Below are 19755 nucleotides of genomic sequence, written 5' to 3'. Positions count from 1 at the left end.
CGAAGGTTTCCTATTTCGATATGCGTCACTAGCAATGGTGGGGTGTGAAGCTCGAAAGACAATGTAGCCTTAAGTTCAATAGTGATGTTGAACAAACTGCAAGCATCATGCGGTTGGGCCCTAGGAATTAATGGTATGTGTAATTAACTGAACAGTTGTAACTGTCGTCATTGTAAACAAGCTAAAGATGCTGACAAGCTTGAACCAAAAGGTGTGGTGGACAAGTTAACATGCTCTAGTCTCATGTTACGCAATTTAATGTGCCCCCGGCGGATTGACTGACACTAACCCATTATGTGAATAAAGCGGAACTTGGTAAGCCCGTATGCTCCCTCGTTGAGGTAGTTTCTTCGTAAGAATGAATGACGGGCATGCGGGTAAAGGACGATGGAGAAAGCGAATGCCTTGCTGTAATGGCAAAGATAGATGTATTGAACGTGACATCATGCGAAAGCATAGCCCACTTCCATCGAGTGGTTAATCACAAGAAATTTGTAATAAGATTTTAGCTTAGGAATGCAAATGAATTGCTCTTATGAACAATGTGCACCTATAAACGAAGCGCAATGCTGGTCTAACATCGATTGGAAGGCTGCAAAGCGCTACGTAGGATCATTGCAAGCGCGTATTGTGAAAGCAGTAAAGCAAGGGAGAAAAGGGAAAGTTAAAAGCCTGCAATGGTTATTGACTCATTCCTTTTATGCGAAAGCCCTTGCGGTTAAACAAGTAACGGAGAACAAAGGGCGTAAAACGTCTGGTGTTGATGGCGAAACATGGCAAAGTGCTACTAAAAAATGGCGAGCAATCTCATCGCTCAAACGCTCTGGATACAAGGCAAGTCCATTAAGGCGAGTCTTTATTCCAAAGTCGAATGGGCAGAAAAGACCTCTCGGTATCCCCACAATGCTGGATCGTGGGATGCAAGCACTATATTTGCTAGCCGTTGAGCCAGAAGTGGAGACAAACAGTGACGGCAATTCTTTTGGTTTTCGAAAACAAAGGTCTTGTGCTGATGCGATCGAACAATGCTTCAAAGTATTGTGTCGCAAACGTGCGGGAGAATGGGTGCTTGATGCGGACATTAAAGGTTGCTTCGATAATATCAGCCATGAGTGGATGCTAAAGCACTTAAACATCGACAAACCAATCCTTTCACAGTGGCTGAATGCTGGCTTTATGGAGTCTGGTAAGGTATATCCAACACTTGCAGGAACACCGCAAGGAGGAATAATCTCGCCGACGTTAATGAATATGGTATTGAATCAACTGCAAGGAACAATTGAAGAAGCTTCTGGTGTTAAAAGAGGTAAGCACCGTGAAATTCGTTCTAATGTTAAGAGAGTCTCTGTAATCAGATATGCCGATGATTTTGTTGTAACGGCTCATTCTCAAGCGTTTTTGGTAGATACAATATTGCCTTGTATTAATGAATTTATGTCCCAACGTGGTTTGGCATTATCGCCAGAAAAAACGCACGTTAGGCATATATCAGAGGGTTTTGATTTTCTTGGTCAAAATCTCAGAAAGTATAATGGCAAATTATTGGTCAAACCCAGTAGCAAAAGCGTTCTACATCTGATGAATAAGTTGAGACTTACGATCACCAAATATCGCTCTAGTCGACAAGACAGGCTAATCTTTCAGCTTAATCCAATATTAAGAGGTTGGTGCAATTATCACCGACACAGTGTCGCAAAGGAAGTATTTTGCAAGATTGACTCTGATATATGGTTGCTACTCTGGAAATGGGCATGTCGTAGACATCCTAGAAAAGGAAAATACTGGATTAGGGCTAGATACTTCCACTCTGTTGGGGCGCGTAATTGGACATTCTGCACCGGTGATAAACAAATAGGCTTATTTCGGTTAGCAGCAATGCCGATTGTGCGACATCCAAAGATCAATTCCGATGCAAACCCTTACGATCCGACACATGAAACTTACTTTGAATCTCGGCTTGATGTGTTAGTAAATTCTCGCAACAAAGAACGTCTGCATAGATTATTATCACGTCAAAATGGTGAGTGTTTGTATTGCAAAGAAAAAATAACGGCTAAAACTGGTTGGAATATTCACCGCCTAGTACCTTTATATTTAGGTGGTGATAATAAAGCGAGTAATACCGTGGTTGTTCATCCTTATTGCCATAACAGCATTCATAGGAGTCAAAATACTGCTGCGCCATCCTACATGGCGTTATAACGACTTGAGCGGTATGCGGGGAAACTCGCACGTACCGTTCTTAGAGGGCTGGGCTCGAGTAATCGGGTCTGGCTACTCGACAAAAGCAAACGTTCAAATGGCCAACCAAAGCCAGTCTGCAAGAATTTGAGCTCAGTCCAGAGCAACTGGATTGGTTGTTGTCGGGATATGATGTGCTTGGTCATGAAGAGTTGCGGTATAAATCGATGATCTAATCGATCATATTGGCAGTAAATGATCGTTGCCACACCGTTTGTTTTATCTTTGCGTCAAGCAAGAAAACACCGTCAAATTCTGTTAAATTGCGAACATGAAAATTGATGCACACTCACTTCCTGACGACCCAGAACAACTCAAGCGCATGTTGCTTGAGTTGCAACAGCATATGGATGAAAAGTTAGCTGAAAAAGACGCGCAAATTCACGAATTGCTACAAGCTTATAACGCGAAATTAGCCAAAGAGTACGCCAAAAAATCTGAAAAGATGCCGGGTGCAGGCGAAGTATTCAATGAAGCAGAAGATATTCTCGATGAACATGATAAAGCGCTATTGGCCACATCGGCCTCAGTAAAGAAAGAAAAAGCCAAACCGAAACGCCGGCCACTGCCAGCGCAGTTGCCGCGAATTGAGGTGGTTGTTGACCTCGAAGAGGATGACAAAATGTGTGATTGCTGTCAAAGCCCCCTTCACAAAATGGGTGAAAGCAGCAGTGAAGCACTCGAGTTTGTGCCAGCGCATATCAAAGTAATCAAAACCATTCGCCCTAAATATACGTGCCGTCACTGTGAGCGTGAAGGCATTGAAAGTGTGGTAAAAACCGCCCTTATGCCCGCAACAGCCATTCCAAAAAGCATCGCAACGCCCAGCTTGCTGAGCCAAATAATCATGTGTAAATACCAGTTTGGCTTACCACTTTATCGCCAAGAAACCATGTTAGGCGATATTGGTATTGAGTTGAGCAGACAAACCATGTCGAGCTGGATGTTGCGCTGCGCAGACCTGTTGTCCCCTCTGTATCAACGCTTAAAAGACGTGTTGCTATCTCAACCGGTTATTCACGGCGATGAAACCCCGTTAAACGTCATTAATGCAGATAAAGCAACCAGCTATATGTGGCTGTATTGTTGCGGCGATGATAAACCGAGTAAAGGCACCAATATTGTCTTGTTTGATTACCATAACAGTCGCGCAGGCCAATGTGCGGTTGATTTCCTTGATGGTTACGAAGGCTACATGCACGTCGACGGCTACAAGGCTTACGAGCAAACGAATGCAACACTGGTTGCGTGCTTAGCCCATATGCGCCGTAAATTCATCGAGGCTAAAGGCAATAATAAAAAAACCGTCAAAGCAGATGTAGCACTAAACCTTATTCGCAAGCTCTACGGTATTGAGCAAGCCATCAAAGATAAATCGCACGATGAAAAATTCAAGATTAGGCAGAGAAAAGCCAAACCAATCGTTGATGAATTGTATCAATGGTTACTCAAGCATAAAGATAAAATCCCACCAAAAATGGCGTTAGGTGAAGCAATTACCTATGCGATAAATCAGTTTGAGAAATTCAGGCGTTACCTTGATGATGGCAGGCTCAGTATTGATAATAACCGTGCAGAGCGAGCTATAAAACCGTTCGTAATAGGGCGAAAAAACTGGTTGTTCTCAAATACCTGCAATGGTGCTCATGCCAGCGCTATACTTTATAGTCTTGTTGAAACCGCAAAGGCAAATGACCTTGTGGTGCATGACTATATCTCTACTTGCTTACAGCGCCTTGCTGAGCAGCCAGATAACCTTGAGCCACTGCTACCTTGGAACATTAAGCAAAGCTAGGTGTCGTTAGCTATACGCTTACAGTTTACCCTCGCTAACTAAGCATAAAATGAAAAAAAGCCCGACTCTTTCGAATCGGGCTTTCTTTAATTTGGAGCCTGGCGATGTCCTACTTTCACATAACAAATGCTACACTATCATCGGCGCTGTTTCGTTTCACTACTGAGTTCGGCATGGGGTCAGGTGGGTCCAAAACGCTATTGTCACCAAGCAAATTTGGTATTAATTCGCTCTTTTGAGCCAATTAATTAAAATTTGGAAAATGGCTGATAATTGTTTTTTACAACTTTAAGCTTCTCGCTTACAGCTGCCAGTAAATCTACTTTAGTTCTATTAACTTCTGCGCTTAAACTGTCACATAAAAATCTGTCTGGAACAGATTTTAACGCACGTAGTGCGGCTTTAGTAATTTACATGGACGTAAATTATAAAACGCGTTTGGCGTTGTATGGTTAAGCCTCACGGGTAATTAGTACAAGTTAGCTTAACATATCACTATGCTTCCACATCTTGCCTATCAACGTTGTAGTCTTCAACGGCCCTTCAGAGACTTTAAAAGTCTAGTGAGAACTCATCTCGAGGCCTGCTTCGCGCTTAGATGCTTTCAGCGCTTATCAGTTCCGAACGTAGCTACCGGGCAATGCCATTGGCATGACAACCCGAACACCAGCGGTTCGTTCACTCCGGTCCTCTCGTACTAGGAGCAACCCCTCTCAATTCTCAAACGCCCACGGCAGATAGGGACCGAACTGTCTCACGACGTTCTAAACCCAGCTCGCGTACCACTTTAAATGGCGAACAGCCATACCCTTGGGACCGACTTCAGCCCCAGGATGTGATGAGCCGACATCGAGGTGCCAAACACCGCCGTCGATATGAACTCTTGGGCGGTATCAGCCTGTTATCCCCGGAGTACCTTTTATCCGTTGAGCGATGGCCCTTCCATTCAGAACCACCGGATCACTATGACCTACTTTCGTACCTGCTCGACGTGTCTGTCTCGCAGTTAAGCTGGCTTCTACCATTACACTAACCGTACGATGTCCGACCGTACTTAGCCAACCTTCGTGCTCCTCCGTTACTCTTTGGGAGGAGACCGCCCCAGTCAAACTACCCACCAGGCACTGTCCGTAACCCCGATTCAGGGGCCAACGTTAGAACATCAAAACTACAAGGGTGGTATTTCAAGGACGACTCCACAAAAACTAGCGTCTCTGCTTCTTAGTCTCCCACCTATCCTACACATGTAGGTTCAATGTTCAGTGCCAAGCTGTAGTAAAGGTTCACGGGGTCTTTCCGTCTAGCCGCGGGTACACAGCATCTTCACTGCGATTTCAATTTCACTGAGTCTCGGGTGGAGACAGCGTGGCCATGGTTACACCATTCGTGCAGGTCGGAACTTACCCGACAAGGAATTTCGCTACCTTAGGACCGTTATAGTTACGGCCGCCGTTTACCGGGGCTTCGATCAAGAGCTTCGTCCGAAAACTAACCCCATCAATTAACCTTCCGGCACCGGGCAGGTGTCACACCGTATACGTCATCTTGCGATTTTGCACAGTGCTGTGTTTTTAATAAACAGTCCCAGCCACCTGGTCACTGCGGCTCCCGTCCGCTTAGAGAGCAAGTCTCATCACAGATAGGAGCGTACCTTCTCCCGAAGTTACGGTACGATTTTGCCTAGTTCCTTCACCCGAGTTCTCTCAAGCGCCTTAGTATTCTCTACCTGACCACCTGTGTCGGTTTGGGGTACGATTCGGTATAATCTGAAGCTTAGAGGCTTTTCCTGGAAGTATGGCATCAGCAACTTCATCACCTTAGTGACTCGTCTCGTGTCTCAGCCTAACAGCAACCCGGATTTACCTAAGTCGCTAGCCTACTCACTTTCACATGGACTACCAACGCCATGCTTGCTTAGCCTGCTCCGTCCCCCCATCGCAATTATACCAAGTACGGAAATATTAATCCGTTTCCCATCGACTACGCCTTTCGGCCTCGCCTTAGGGGTCGACTTACCCTACCCTGATTAACATGGGATAGGAACCCTTGGTCTTCCGGCGTGCGGGTTTTTCACCCGCATTATCGTTACTCATGTCAGCATTCGCACTTCTGATACCTCCAGCATACCTCCCGGTACACCTTCAACGGCTTACAGAACGCTCCCCTACCACTTGAGCATACCCCGAAACTATCTTTTATCATCACCGACTCACGTTCGGGTGACGCTTGAACGTTGTGCGCTTCGCGCTGTCAACGTTAATCAAAATAGCTTGGGTGGTATGCTCAAATCCGCAGCTTCGGTGCATAGTTTAGCCCCGTTACATCTTCCGCGCAGACCGACTCGACCAGTGAGCTATTACGCTTTCTTTAAAGGATGGCTGCTTCTAAGCCAACCTCCTGGCTGTCTGGGCCTTTCCACATCGTTTCCCACTTAACTATGACTTTGGGACCTTAGCTGGCGGTCTGGGTTGTTTCCCTCTTCACGACGGACGTTAGCACCCGCCGTGTGTCTCCCGGATAGTACTTTACGGTATTCGGAGTTTGCAAAGGGTTGGTAAGTCGGGATGACCCCCTAGCCTTAACAGTGCTCTACCCCCGTAAGTATTCGTCCGAGGCTCTACCTAAATAGATTTCGGGGAGAACCAGCTATCTCCCGGTTTGATTAGCCTTTCACTCCTAGCCACAGGTCATCCCCTAACTTTTCAACGTTAGTGGGTTCGGTCCTCCAGTTGATGTTACTCAACCTTCAACCTGCCCATGGCTAGATCACCGGGTTTCGGGTCTATACCTTGCAACTATTCGCCCAGTTAAGACTCGGTTTCCCTACGGCTACCCTAATCGGTTAACCTCGCTACAAAATATAAGTCGCTGACCCATTATACAAAAGGTACGCAGTCACAGAACAAGTCTGCTCCTACTGCTTGTACGTACACGGTTTCAGGTTCTATTTCACTCCCCTCACAGGGGTTCTTTTCGCCTTTCCCTCACGGTACTGGTTCACTATCGGTCAGTTGGGAGTATTTAGCCTTAGATGATGGTCCACCTATATTCAGTCAAAGTTTCACGTGCTCCGACCTACTCGATTTCACTTAAAATGTCTTTTCATGTACGGGACTATCACCCTGTATCGTGGCACTTTCCAGAGCCTTCCATTAACACATAATAAGCTTAAGGGCTGTTCCGGTTTCGCTCGCCGCTACTTCCGGAATCTCGGTTGATTTCTTTTCCTACGGGTACTTAGATGTTTCAGTTCTCCGCGTTCGCCTCGTTAACCTATGTATTCAGTTAACGATACCTGCAAGCAGGTGGGTTTCCCCATTCGGAAATCCTAGTCTCAAGTGCTTTTTACTAGCTTGACTAGGCTTATCGCAAGTTAATACGTCCTTCATCGCCTCCAACTGCCAAGGCATCCACCGTGTACGCTTAGTCACTTAACCATACAACCCAAACGGGTCTTTGTTTTGTCACAGTTTAACTTCGCCAGAAGTTAATATTGAATACTAAAGTAGATACCAATCAATCAACTCCTAAGAGTTAACTAAATGGCACTGAATGATACTGCTATCATTCTTTTTTACTTTTGAAAACTCTGTACAAATACAAATGTATTCATACGAATTTTATTATCAGCTTTTCCAAATTTTTAAAGAGCATATTAATTAGTTAAACCCAATGGGCAAAACTAACTAACAATCATCTGTGTGGACACTACGAACAAATAAGTTCTAAATCGTATAAGGAGGTGATCCAGCCCCAGGTTCCCCTAGGGCTACCTTGTTACGACTTCACCCCAGTCATGAATCACTCCGTGGTAAACGTCCTCCCGAGGGTTAGACTATCTACTTCTGGAGCAACCCACTCCCATGGTGTGACGGGCGGTGTGTACAAGGCCCGGGAACGTATTCACCGCGTCATTCTGATACGCGATTACTAGCGATTCCGACTTCATGGAGTCGAGTTGCAGACTCCAATCCGGACTACGACGCACTTTAAGTGATTCGCTTACTCTCGCGAGTTCGCAGCACTCTGTATGCGCCATTGTAGCACGTGTGTAGCCCTACACGTAAGGGCCATGATGACTTGACGTCGTCCCCACCTTCCTCCGGTTTATCACCGGCAGTCTCCTTAGAGTTCTCAGCATTACCTGCTAGCAACTAAGGATAGGGGTTGCGCTCGTTGCGGGACTTAACCCAACATCTCACAACACGAGCTGACGACAGCCATGCAGCACCTGTATCAGAGTTCCCGAAGGCACCAAACTATCTCTAGTAAGTTCTCTGTATGTCAAGTGTAGGTAAGGTTCTTCGCGTTGCATCGAATTAAACCACATGCTCCACCGCTTGTGCGGGCCCCCGTCAATTCATTTGAGTTTTAACCTTGCGGCCGTACTCCCCAGGCGGTCTACTTAATGCGTTAGCTTTGAAAAACAAGTCCGAGGACCCGAGCTTCTAGTAGACATCGTTTACGGCGTGGACTACCAGGGTATCTAATCCTGTTTGCTCCCCACGCTTTCGTACATGAGCGTCAGTGTTGACCCAGGTGGCTGCCTTCGCCATCGGTATTCCTTCAGATCTCTACGCATTTCACCGCTACACCTGAAATTCTACCACCCTCTATCACACTCTAGTTTGCCAGTTCGAAATGCAGTTCCCAGGTTGAGCCCGGGGCTTTCACATCTCGCTTAACAAACCGCCTGCGTACGCTTTACGCCCAGTAATTCCGATTAACGCTCGCACCCTCCGTATTACCGCGGCTGCTGGCACGGAGTTAGCCGGTGCTTCTTCTGTAAGTAACGTCACAGCTAAGCTCTATTAAAACTTAACCTTTCCTCCTTACTGAAAGTGCTTTACAACCCGAAGGCCTTCTTCACACACGCGGCATGGCTGCATCAGGCTTGCGCCCATTGTGCAATATTCCCCACTGCTGCCTCCCGTAGGAGTCTGGGCCGTGTCTCAGTCCCAGTGTGGCTGATCATCCTCTCAAACCAGCTAGGGATCGTCGCCTTGGTAAGCCATTACCTTACCAACTAGCTAATCCCACTTGGGCTAATCTTTTGGCGTGAGGCCCGAAGGTCCCCCACTTTGGTCCGTAGACATCATGCGGTATTAGCAGTCGTTTCCAACTGTTGTCCCCCACCAAAAGGCATATTCCCAAGCATTACTCACCCGTCCGCCGCTCGTCAGCAAAGGTGCAAGCACCTCTCTGTTACCGCTCGACTTGCATGTGTTAGGCCTGCCGCCAGCGTTCAATCTGAGCCATGATCAAACTCTTCAATTAAAAGTTTTTTGTCTTTCGACAGCTCAATGAATTCTGAATTATTTAATATCTTTCGATATTGAATTGACTGTGCTGCAATAAATAAATTTATTGCTGTTGGTCACTCAGTTCAATTGAGACTCTAAATTTGTTTGCGTCATCTAGCGAACTAGAATCTGCTGTTAGAACTCAATCTGTACGAGTGCCCACACAGATGATTGCTTTATATTGTTAAAGAACGTTGCGATTAAAGCGCTTTGCTTTACGTCGCTAGGGCTGCGCATACTACGCTTTCCTATTTTTTTGTCAACACTTAATTTTAAACCTTCTCAAAAATCTAAACTCAAGTTTTACTCGACTTACTAAGTAGCTAGTGCCCCGCTATGCGTTGCGCTCTGCCGTCTCAGTGGGGTCGCATTATAGGGCGCCGCGGATTTTACGCAAGCGTTTTTATGACATTTTTTGTATTTATTTAGATTTTGGAATGGTTTTTGAACGAACGGTATAAAAACACGGCTAAACTTGCTGATTATCTGACTATATAGCTAAGTTAACTTAACTTAAAAGTAATTGAGACTCCTCAATTTGTATTTGCCGAGTAAATTTATTTATAAATAGAACTTTACATATGAAAAAACACATATACAATTTAATGCATATTAAATCATCATCCAGTATTTATGAACAAACACAACCAAGTCAAACGCTCTGTGCTTTTTCTTTGCACGGGTAACTCTGCGCGCTCACAAATGGCCGAAGCATTATTAAGACATAAAGCCGGAGATAAGTTTGATATATATAGTGCCGGTACGTCACCTGATGGCATAGACCCCCGCACCATAGATGTACTTGTAAAGTTTGGTTTAAATACAGACACCTTACGATCAAAAGATATTAGTGAATTCGCAGACTCGCAGTTTGATTATGTGATCACTTTATGTGACAAGGCCAATCAAGAGTGTCGAAACTTTGCAGGTGCTAAAGCACAATTGGCATGGGACTTCCCAGATCCAAAGAGCCGCATTGGTAATAATCCATTTGCTACCACGCTAAATGAACTAAATAACCGACTATCAATGTTCTTAATGATAGAAACAACACAGCAAAATACATCACTTAGTGATGATGCTTCAACGTTTGAGCAAGTATTAACAATAGATCCAGTTAGTTTTTATAAATGTCTCACTGATGACATTCGCTTAAAAACATTAATGCTAACTAATTATTATGGTGAGCTATGTGTATGCGAATTAATGACTGCTTTGCAGGAAGATAGCCAACCTAAGGTGTCGCGCAATTTAGCCGTACTCAAAAAAGCAGGCGTTATTACTGATAGAAAAAACGGCCAGTGGGTGTTTTACCGTATTAATCCACAGTTGCCACTTTGGATTAAAACAGTCATTGCCCAAACAACCGAAAACAATATTGATCTCATCACCACACATATTGAGCGCTTAGCTAATATGCACAATCGCCCAGATAAAACTAGTTTTTGTAATTAAGGAGAACATCAATGGGAGTTTTTGAACGTTACTTATCTCTGTGGGTTGGCTTAGCCATTATTACTGGTGTTTTGCTTGGCCAATGGCAGCCTGATGTTTTTCAAATGATTACTGATTTCGAGATAGCCCATGTAAATATTGCTGTCGCTGTATTTATTTGGGTGATGATTTTTCCGATGATGGCGCAAATCGATTTTTCATCAATTAAAGATATAGGCAAAAACCCGAAAGGCCTGATACTCACCTTAGTGATAAATTGGTTAATCAAACCATTTACTATGGCGGCGCTTGGTTGGTTATTCTTTAACTTTATATTTGCAGATTTGGTAGACCCACAATCCGCACAAGAATATATAGCTGGGATGATTTTACTTGGTGTTGCCCCCTGCACTGCGATGGTGTTTGTTTGGTCACAACTCACAAAGGGCGATGCTAACTACACACTGATTCAGGTATCGGTTAATGATGTCATTATGATTTTTGCCTTTGCGCCTATATCTGCGTTGCTATTAGGCGTGAGTGATATACAAGTACCGTGGCAGACCTTACTGATTTCGGTTGTGCTATACGTATTACTGCCATTAACCGCAGGGGTGATCACCCGCAAAGCATTAAATAAAGGCAAAGACGAGCAAGCGCTTAATCACTTTTTAGCAAAGTTAAAGCCTTGGTCTATGGTTGGCTTGATCGCAACTGTAGTTTTACTCTTTGCTTTTTACTATTTTGGCTGAGCCACAAACAATCGTGTTAATTGCTATTCCGTTGATCATTCAAACCTACGGTATTTTTGTTATTGCTTATGCTGCGGCTATTTGGATGAAACTTCCTCAAAAAATTGCCGCCCCCTCTTGTTTAATTGGTACATCAAACTTTTTTGAACTTGCTGTTGCTGTGGCCATTTCACTATTTGGCTTACATTCGGGCGCAGCTCTAGCCACCGTTGTTGGGGTATTAGTAGAAGTACCGGTAATGTTATCGCTAGTTGCCATTATAAATCGCACCCAACATTGGTTTAAATAAAAGGAGTAACAAATGCAGCTTCACCCGTATGACACATTAACTTTAGATAATGGCGCAAAACTGATTTTTACACCTTGCCCTGGTAGCAAAGAAGCATCTTTAGAAGAGTCAGTACTAACACTTAAACAAGCCGGCACCAGCATGCTACTTACGCTTATGTATGATCATGAGATTGCTGAAAATAACATTGAGCAGCTACCCACTATTTGCGCTGAGCATAATATCGCTTGGCTACAGCTACCTATATTAGATGATGAAGCACCCGCACAGGAATTTGAAGCGCAGTGGGCGCTGCATAAAGATGCGATTATAAACGCTATCAATAACCAACAGACAATTGTTGTACATTGTAAAGGCGGTACAGGCAGAACAGGATTAGTGATTGCACTTATTTTATTAGCCTATGGCTGGCCTTCGGCTAGCATTGTTGAGCAAGTACAGCTGATCAGACCCAAAGCATTAATAAACACACACCAACTAAATTACTTTAACTCGCAGTTATAAAATCAGGATATAACAATGACAATTAAAATAGGAATTAACGGTTTTGGCCGTATGGGTCGCTTATCAATGCGTGCAGCATTTGATTGGCATGATATAGAAGTTGTGCACATTAATGACCCAGCAGGTGATGCTGCAACCTTTGCCCATTTAATGACGTTTGATTCAGTGCACGGTAAATGGCATCACGAAGCAAGCCATACCGACAACGCAATAATTATAAATGGCAAAGAAATTAGCTTTAGCCAAAACACCAAAACCCAAGAGACTGATTGGTCACAATGTGATGTGGTAATTGAAGCTTCTGGTAAAATTAAAACTAAAGCACTACTGCAAGCTTACCTTGATCAAGGTGTAAAACGTGTTGTTGTCACTGCACCAGTAAAAGAAGACGGTATTTTAAATGTGGTAATGGGTGTCAACGACCACCTTTATAATAAAGATATTTATCCAATCGTTACGGCGGCATCATGCACAACCAATTGCTTAGCCCCTGTGGTTAAAGTTATTCATGAAAAAATAGGTATTAAACATGGATCAATCACCACAATTCACGATATAACCAATACACAAACAATTATTGATGCCCCACATAAAGACTTACGTCGCGCCCGTTCATGTGGCACAAGTTTGATCCCAACCACCACAGGTTCAGCAACAGCTATTACGCATATTTTTCCTGAATTAAAAGGTAAATTAAACGGCCACGCTATTCGTGTTCCTTTAACAAATGCCTCTATTACTGACTGTGTATTTGAGCTTGAACGTGGCACAACCATCGAAGAAGTAAATACACTACTTAAAGATGCCGCAGCGGGTGAACTTAAAGACATTATGGGTTACGAAGAACGCCCACTGGTGTCTATTGATTATAAAACTGATCCTCGCTCAAGTGTTATTGATGCACTTTCAACCATGGTGATCAACAACACGCAAGTAAAACTATACGTGTGGTACGACAATGAGTGGGGCTATGCCAATCGCACAGCTGAACTGGTACGTAAAGTTGGTTTAGCAGACAAGGAATAATCAACGTGGATCGACTAACAGCCCTATCCCCACAAATAAAACAATACTTAATAATTACCGGTAATTATTGGGCATTTACACTTACTGATGGCGCGCTGCGTATGCTTGTGGTGTTGTATTTCCACCAGCTAGGTTACAGCCCGCTCAATATTGCTATGCTGTTTTTGTTTTATGAGATTTTTGGTGTGATCACCAATCTGGTCGGTGGCTGGCTGGGCGCTCGATTCGGCCTCAATAAAACCATGAACATTGGTTTAGGGTTACAAATTGTATCGCTAGCCATGCTCATGGTACCTGCTGATGCGCTTACCGTAGTTTATGTAATGGCCGCACAGGCACTATCTGGGATCGCCAAAGATCTTAATAAAATGAGTGCGAAAAGCGCGATTAAGTTACTTGTGCCAAAAGATGCTCAAGGCCAACTTTATAAATGGGTGGCAATTTTAACAGGCTCTAAAAATGCATTAAAAGGAGTTGGTTTCTTTTTAGGTGGCGTATTGCTGACCTTGCTTGAATTTCATGGCGCGATCCTCACCATGATTTGCATGCTTACAGCGGTATGGCTATTTAGCCTATTCGCGTTAAAAGAAGACTTAGGCAAAGCCAAAAATAAAGCCAAATTTAGTGAGCTATTCTCCAAGAGCAAAGCCATTAATGTACTCTCTGCTGCACGACTATTTTTATTCGGCGCCAGAGATGTATGGTTTGTGGTCGCACTACCAGTCTTTTTAGCCGCTACATTCGGTTGGGATCACTGGTGGGTTGGCGGCTTTATGGCAAGCTGGGTAATAGGTTATGGCATAGTACAGTCTTTTGCGCCTGCCTTTACAGGGAAAAAATCAGGGAGAGTACCCAATGGCCATAGTGCATTTTTGTGGGCCAGCTACTTAACCGTTATACCTGCATTAATAGCTTTAGCACTGCATTATGATTTTTATATACAAACATCGATTATTGTCGGTTTACTGATTTTTGGTGCTGTGTTTGCTATTAATTCATCATTACATAGCTATTTAATTGTTAGCCTTGCCGATAGTGATGGCGTGTCACTTGATGTGGGCTTTTACTATATGGCCAATGCCATGGGCAGACTATTAGGTACGGTGCTTTCAGGTTGGGTATATCAGCAATATGGGCTTGAAGCCTGTTTATGGATCTCAAGCTGTTTTATTGCGCTGGCTGCATTGTTATCGCTAGCGTTGCCAAAGAGTAATCAATAGTCATTAAAATCAACCGTTGGTAAACTCTCAAAGCCTGGTTTAGCAAATAAGTAGCCTTGCATTAACTCAATACCCGCTGCTTTTAGCCAAGTATATTCCTGAAAAGTCTCTATCCCTTCAGCTAACGGAGTGATATTTAATTCTCGGAACATATTTAAGCTGTGGGTGATTATTGATTGACGTATTTTGTCTGAGTCGATATTACGGATCAGCTCCATATCTAGCTTAATAATATCCGTTTGAAAATCAGCTAATAAATTGAGCCCTGAATAACCTGAACCAAAGTCATCCGTGGCCGTTGTAAAACCTAACGACTGGTAATACTCAACCACTCGCTTTATGTGAGCGCTGTCTGTTATTTTTTCAACCTCGGTAAACTCAAACATAATACGTTGAGTAGGAAAATTATATTTTTTAGCAGCTTCTAATGTAGTACGAATACAGCGTTCCGGCTTATAAATAGCATTAGGTAAAAAATTAATGCTTAACATCGAATTTACCCCTAGCTTAGCGGCCAATGCAATCGCTTTAATTCGGCAAAGCTGATCAAAAGTATAACGGTTAGACTCGTTCACTTTTGCGATAACTGAATAGGCAGATTCATTATTTAAACCCCGCACAAGCGCCTCATAACCAAAAATAGAGTTCGTTTTGCAATTTATAATTGGTTGAAATGCCATTGTAAAATCAAAGCCTAGACTCTCTTCATCCTTGCAGTTGTTACAAGACACCTTTTCACACTCGGTTAGTTTTTCATTCATGAGTACAGCCCGCTTTAGTATATTTTGTGATGGTAGTAGAGTTAAAAGCTAAAACCAACCTTACTTCGACTATTGTATATATAATCAAGTTTTTAGCACTTTATTAAATCTACGTTATAGTTAATTGCACTACTGAACTTTATTTAGAATAGTAACCTATGTTCCTCACACGACTTATTTACGCTAGCACAAAAACCGAGCATTTCAATCCAACCTCGCTGGAAGAAATCATTGAAAAAGCAGCATCTAATAATGAGAAAAACGATATAACTGGCATGCTCTGCTTTAACCGTAACTATTTTTTACAATCTATTGAAGGCTCTCGTACCAACGTAAATAAAACCTACAATAAAATTCTAAATGACAAAAGGCATACACAAATCATCCTACTCGACTACAGTGAAATAAATACTCGCGAATTCTCAAGCTGGTCAATGGGCTATGTACCTACCTCAAAGCTCAGTGCACAAATTAATTTAAAATTTTCAGGAACAAGTGAATTCAGCCCATACAAAATATCAGGAGCTAGCGCGTACATGATGATGTTAGAACTTAAAAAATCACTACCCAGTGTTTAGTAAAACATAGCCAAACAGGTATAAATATAAAATTAACGTATTTGCTTCTAGCACTGGCGTAAACAAGTAAAGTATCTCTTTATCACTGCATTGTATTTTCACTATGAACATATCCCCAACGCTGCACTTTACATAATAGAAACCATGTTTCAAGCCCCCAAATATGGAACGCTTAATGCATTAACTTTTTAAATCAAAGAACTTGTCAACTTTTTGCCGCACGGGACACGCAATGAACCTAACAAATATACCTTCATCACTTCTTCTTACAGATCCAAACTATTTAAAGCAAACACAAGCAGGCACACAGCAAACAAATAGCAAAGAAGAGTTAGCCCCGGCGACTCCAGTAAAAAATACTGACGAAGAGGTTGCTGAAAATAAAACTGACAACAATGAGACTGTAGATACTACACAGCAACAAATGATTAAAAACATTAAAGAACTGCAAGAAAAAATACGCGCACTTGACGATGACAGTAGCCTTTCAACAGCAGATCAACAAACACAAATTGGCGAATTACAGCAAGAGTTAGATAAAGAACTGGTTGCAATACAATTAAGCGTTAAAAAGAATGTATCAACCTTGATGGGAAGTTTATTTACGTCAGCAGGAAACACCAGCTCAGGTTTATTGTTTAATCATAGTGCTTAAAACTGTTTTTAACAGAGCAATGAGACATAATAAACTCATAATGAGTGTCACTAGCTTTAGTGACACTCATTACTAAAATACAAAGCAATACAGCAAATCTAACGACTGATTTAGTTACTTTGTTTGTCAGAAACTAATTTTTGTAACCAATAACCATCGTGCTTCTCAAAAATATTAAGCCCTTCTTTGGTCTTGACTAAAATATTATTACCAACAGTAGTATAATAAAGAGGCTGTGGATCAATCGATATTAATGCATGTACTCTGCCTAGCATATCATCTGAAAGAAGATGCTGCTCTAAAACGCTAACGTCTTTGATAGCAAGAGTGATGTAGTCATATAGCTGTTTAGTAGTTATCTCGGATTTTAATGTTTGTACTGAGGCATCTGCGACCCCCACACAGTTTGAATAAAAATCTATTCCCAACATAGTTTGTTTGTTTTCACATAACGATAAGTCTGAAAACTGTGCAAAACATGTACTTGGGAGTAATAAAATTAATAACTTTTTCATCGGGCCACCTGATAACGCTCTTCAATATTCCAGCTTCTCCAATCGGCAAATAATTTTTCAAACTGTTTTGGGGTTTGAGCAAAACCATCTTCGATCGCTTGGATATCCCACATAGTTTTGATCTGAATACCAGCACTTAACGCATTTAAAACTGCTGCTGTTTTAAATGCGGGTATACCTGCTTTTACCTCAAGAGCCTCACCAGCAGCGTCTGCCGTAGCTTCGGTCATAAAAGCAGTTTTCGATAAATCTGAGGTTGGATCTGCAACAGATAATAATTTAGGTATAGCCTTTAATACCATTAACTTTGTCAAATCTTGCGTCAGTGATTGCTTAATTAAGAAGCATTGTTGGCGGTTATTAACTATGTAGCTATATTGCGATTTCGAAAGTTTTGCACCTGATAACATATCAGCGCTCGTTGCAATAGCAACACACCCCATAACAGTTGTTATATCCGCATTTCTAATTTTTTCGCGCAAAACACCTATATTTCTTTCGATCATAATTTTATTTGACATAACATTCCCTCGCTAATAAAAATAAAAGAGTACATCAATTTTTAATTACTTTCCACGTTTGAATTATTTTGCCGATTAGAAACTAGTAATCGTTAGTCATCTTTTGCTATTTTAAAAAGTAGCACAGGGTAGTTTCGTTTAGTAAGTATTTACTTGGAAAGCTTTGAAAAGTGGTGGCCCCTCCCAGACTTGAACTGGGGACCTAACGATTATGAGTCGTGTGCTCTAACCAACTGAGCTAAGGGGCCATTTTGTATTAGCGTGTGTTTTAAACAAAGGCTAAATTTTTGAAGCGTTTAACTACCTAAGCGGTTAAAGCGGGTTGCAGTATAAAAAGTTTTTACTGGCTTGTCACTAGCAAAAACCTTTATTTTAACAATCAACAAGCTGACTGCTTAAATAGTAGTCGCAAAAGATATCATTAAAGAGTTAAGCCATTACAATCCACTGCATGTGTAGCGCTATTGATACCCGCTAACACAGCACATCCCATAGTTTTAACTATGTTTTGAATTAGGGGAGATATCACTCCACTTCAAACCAAATTTACTCAAATATTTTTGCAAGCGACTTGAGTCGTTAGCTTGAGACTTAAGTGTTCGACTTATATTGAACAGCTCTCGACCAGCCGAAGCCATACTATTGTGACGCTGACAGGTAGTAAGAACATAACTAAGCTGATTAATATCAAAGTTATCTAACTCTTCTACCTGAGTATTTTCAAGATAATCACAAAGGACACTCGACGGTAACTGTTGTTTTTGTGGATACCAAGCTTGCTTTAAGCGCTCTATTTCGTCTTTAACATCTTCGACAGTAATACGTGAAGAATCAGCCAATGTGCATAATCTTGTAATTGCAGAGCTCAAATCTCGAAAGTTGCCAGTCCATAATGCCTCGTTTGAAGTAGCAAAACTAATGAAAGCGTTTTTAGCTTCTTTATTAAATTGCACGCGATCCCCCATTTTTTTAGTGTAGAGCTCAACTTCGTAATCAATATTCACAGGAATATCTTCTTTTCGATCTTTCAGTGCTGGTAATTCGTATTCCCACAGGTTAATACGAGCAAACAAGTCACTTCTAAAATGACCTTGAGCTATCTCTTTTTTTAAATCTCTATTGGTACCTGCAATCAACTGAAAATTGCTTTGAACAGGTGTATCGCTACCAACTGGGTGAAAAGTTTTATTTTCAAGAGCATGCAGCAGCATTGCTTGCTCTTCTAATCCCAGCTCGCCGATTTCATCTAAAAAAAGTACGCCATCATGTGCGCTCAATAAAAACCCATCTCTTGCTTGAAGCGCGCCAGTAAATGCACCTTTTGTGTGACCAAATAACGCAGCCATGGCATTCTCGCCTTTTAAAGTGGCACAATTTACAGAAACCAACGTGCCTTTTAGCATTGAACGCTTTTTCTTTAATTGAAATATACGGGTTGCAAGCTGGCTCTTACCCGCCCCAGTAGGCCCAGTTAAAAGCATGGGATCGTGTGAGCGAATTGCTACTTTTTCTATTTGTGTGATCAGTTGATTAAAGAAAATATTTTTAGTTTCTATACCGCCTTTTAAAAACTCCTTACCTTGCTGATGCTCAATATCAAACCGCGTAGCTAATTGATCATACTTAGATAAATCCAAATCGATGATCTGTATACGCCCTATAGATTTATTATTGTTATTATGATCTGGTGATGTTTGAATCAAACGCCCTGGAAAGTGCCGGCTTTCTGTAAGCAAGTAACTGCATATTTGCACAACATGCGTACCCGTTGTGATATGAAATAAGTAATCGTTTTTATCAGTATCAAAAGTGTAGTGTGAACACCAATCAAAGAGCTTGGCATACACTTCTTCAAAGTCCCACGGATCGCTAAAATTAAGCTGGTGCAACTGCACATTAGTTTCAGGAGAGACAGACTCAATATCCACTGCAACATTATTAGCAAGGCGACTACTGTGATTGTCATGCAGCATATGTAGCTGGTTAACGATAAGATTATCTTGACTACATAAACTTATATTAGGCCGCCACTTAGCCCATCGATCGACTCTCTTACCGACATAATCTAACTGCGTACCAATTAAGCTAACGACTACTGTATCTTTCACAACCGTATCCATATGGATAAAAATACTACACAAAACAATACAAAATAACGAAA

The 19755-nt window shown here is 42.2% G+C and carries 12 protein-coding genes, 1 tRNA gene, 3 rRNA genes and 1 pseudogene; 9 read left to right on the top strand and 8 right to left on the bottom strand.

Annotation, left to right across the window (positions count from 1 at the left end):
* Window positions 1-522: 522 nt before the first annotated feature.
* Window positions 523-2202, top strand: coding sequence for a group II intron reverse transcriptase/maturase (gene ltrA / locus NDQ71_RS14595; protein ID WP_301561760.1), 1680 nt, complete (start codon window positions 523-525; stop codon window positions 2200-2202).
* Window positions 2203-2512: 310 nt separating this feature from the next.
* A complete protein-coding gene (locus NDQ71_RS14590; RefSeq protein ID WP_301561759.1) occupies window positions 2513-4036 on the top strand; it encodes an IS66 family transposase in 1524 nt (507 codons plus the stop codon).
* A gap of 96 nt (window positions 4037-4132) precedes the next feature.
* Here the strand turns inward: NDQ71_RS14590 and rrf are convergent.
* The 3 genes from rrf to NDQ71_RS14575 form a co-directional block, all read right to left on the bottom strand.
* Window positions 4133-4247 (bottom strand): 5S ribosomal RNA (gene rrf, locus NDQ71_RS14585).
* 237 nt (window positions 4248-4484) lie between these two features.
* Window positions 4485-7473 (bottom strand): 23S ribosomal RNA (locus NDQ71_RS14580).
* Window positions 7474-7771: 298 nt separating this feature from the next.
* Window positions 7772-9313: ribosomal RNA gene (locus NDQ71_RS14575) — 16S ribosomal RNA — on the bottom strand.
* The 16S, 23S and 5S rRNA genes sit together here, the layout of an rRNA operon.
* Before the next feature lie 659 nt (window positions 9314-9972).
* On the opposite strand from NDQ71_RS14575, the gene NDQ71_RS14570 reads away from it, so the two are divergent.
* The 5 genes and pseudogenes from NDQ71_RS14570 to arsJ all read left to right on the top strand — a co-directional run bounded on the left by NDQ71_RS14570 (window position 9973) and on the right by arsJ (window position 14564).
* Window positions 9973-10794: a metalloregulator ArsR/SmtB family transcription factor gene (locus NDQ71_RS14570; protein WP_064668626.1), complete on the top strand. Its 822-nt coding sequence runs from the start codon at window positions 9973-9975 to the stop codon at window positions 10792-10794.
* A gap of 11 nt (window positions 10795-10805) precedes the next feature.
* A pseudogene (gene arsB / locus NDQ71_RS14565) lies at window positions 10806-11814 on the top strand (ACR3 family arsenite efflux transporter).
* A gap of 12 nt (window positions 11815-11826) precedes the next feature.
* Window positions 11827-12318, top strand: a complete 492-nt coding sequence (locus tag NDQ71_RS14560; protein ID WP_192540855.1) for a dual specificity protein phosphatase family protein — start codon at window positions 11827-11829, stop codon at window positions 12316-12318.
* A 15-nt stretch (window positions 12319-12333) separates the two neighbouring features.
* The gene (locus tag NDQ71_RS14555; protein WP_192540856.1) at window positions 12334-13344 is read left to right on the top strand and encodes an ArsJ-associated glyceraldehyde-3-phosphate dehydrogenase; all 1011 of its coding nucleotides are present in this window, start codon (window positions 12334-12336) and stop codon (window positions 13342-13344) included.
* A 5-nt stretch (window positions 13345-13349) separates the two neighbouring features.
* Window positions 13350-14564: an organoarsenical effux MFS transporter ArsJ gene (gene arsJ / locus NDQ71_RS14550; protein ID WP_192540857.1), complete on the top strand. Its 1215-nt coding sequence runs from the start codon at window positions 13350-13352 to the stop codon at window positions 14562-14564.
* Here arsJ and NDQ71_RS14545 read toward each other — a convergent pair.
* A complete protein-coding gene (locus NDQ71_RS14545) occupies window positions 14558-15325 on the bottom strand; it encodes an EAL domain-containing protein (protein WP_192540858.1) in 768 nt (255 codons plus the stop codon). The two genes, arsJ and NDQ71_RS14545, sit on opposite strands and share 7 nt — an antisense overlap.
* Window positions 15326-15483: 158 nt before the next feature.
* Between NDQ71_RS14545 and NDQ71_RS14540 the strand changes: the two genes are divergently transcribed.
* Together NDQ71_RS14540 and NDQ71_RS14535 are read left to right on the top strand one after the other, a co-directional pair.
* Window positions 15484-15903, top strand: a complete 420-nt coding sequence (locus tag NDQ71_RS14540) for a BLUF domain-containing protein (protein WP_192540859.1) — start codon at window positions 15484-15486, stop codon at window positions 15901-15903.
* A 232-nt stretch (window positions 15904-16135) separates the two neighbouring features.
* Window positions 16136-16558 (top strand): DUF148 domain-containing protein, encoded by a 423-nt coding sequence (locus NDQ71_RS14535; RefSeq protein ID WP_192540860.1) that lies wholly within the window; start codon window positions 16136-16138, stop codon window positions 16556-16558.
* A gap of 110 nt (window positions 16559-16668) precedes the next feature.
* Here NDQ71_RS14535 and NDQ71_RS14530 read toward each other — a convergent pair whose 3' ends face one another.
* The 4 genes from NDQ71_RS14530 to rtcR form a co-directional block, all read right to left on the bottom strand.
* Window positions 16669-17073: a hypothetical protein gene (locus NDQ71_RS14530; RefSeq protein WP_192540861.1), complete on the bottom strand. Its 405-nt coding sequence runs from the start codon at window positions 17071-17073 to the stop codon at window positions 16669-16671.
* Window positions 17070-17594 (bottom strand): hypothetical protein, encoded by a 525-nt coding sequence (locus tag NDQ71_RS14525; RefSeq protein ID WP_192540862.1) that lies wholly within the window; start codon window positions 17592-17594, stop codon window positions 17070-17072. Before NDQ71_RS14525 ends, NDQ71_RS14530 begins: the two co-directional genes overlap by 4 nt.
* Window positions 17595-17765: 171 nt before the next feature.
* Window positions 17766-17842, bottom strand: a tRNA-Ile gene (locus tag NDQ71_RS14520).
* 249 nt (window positions 17843-18091) lie between these two features.
* On the bottom strand, window positions 18092-19702 hold the full coding sequence (rtcR, locus tag NDQ71_RS14515) for an RNA repair transcriptional activator RtcR (protein ID WP_301561758.1): 1611 nt from the start codon (window positions 19700-19702) through the stop codon (window positions 18092-18094).
* Between the last annotated feature and the right edge of the window lie 53 nt (window positions 19703-19755).

Origin of the sequence: Pseudoalteromonas sp. KG3, from assembly GCF_030436385.1 — a bacterium.
GTDB lineage: Bacteria > Pseudomonadota > Gammaproteobacteria > Enterobacterales > Alteromonadaceae > Pseudoalteromonas > Pseudoalteromonas prydzensis.
Note: the sequence above shows the minus strand (reverse complement) of the source record. Positions and strands in the feature narration are given on the sequence as shown.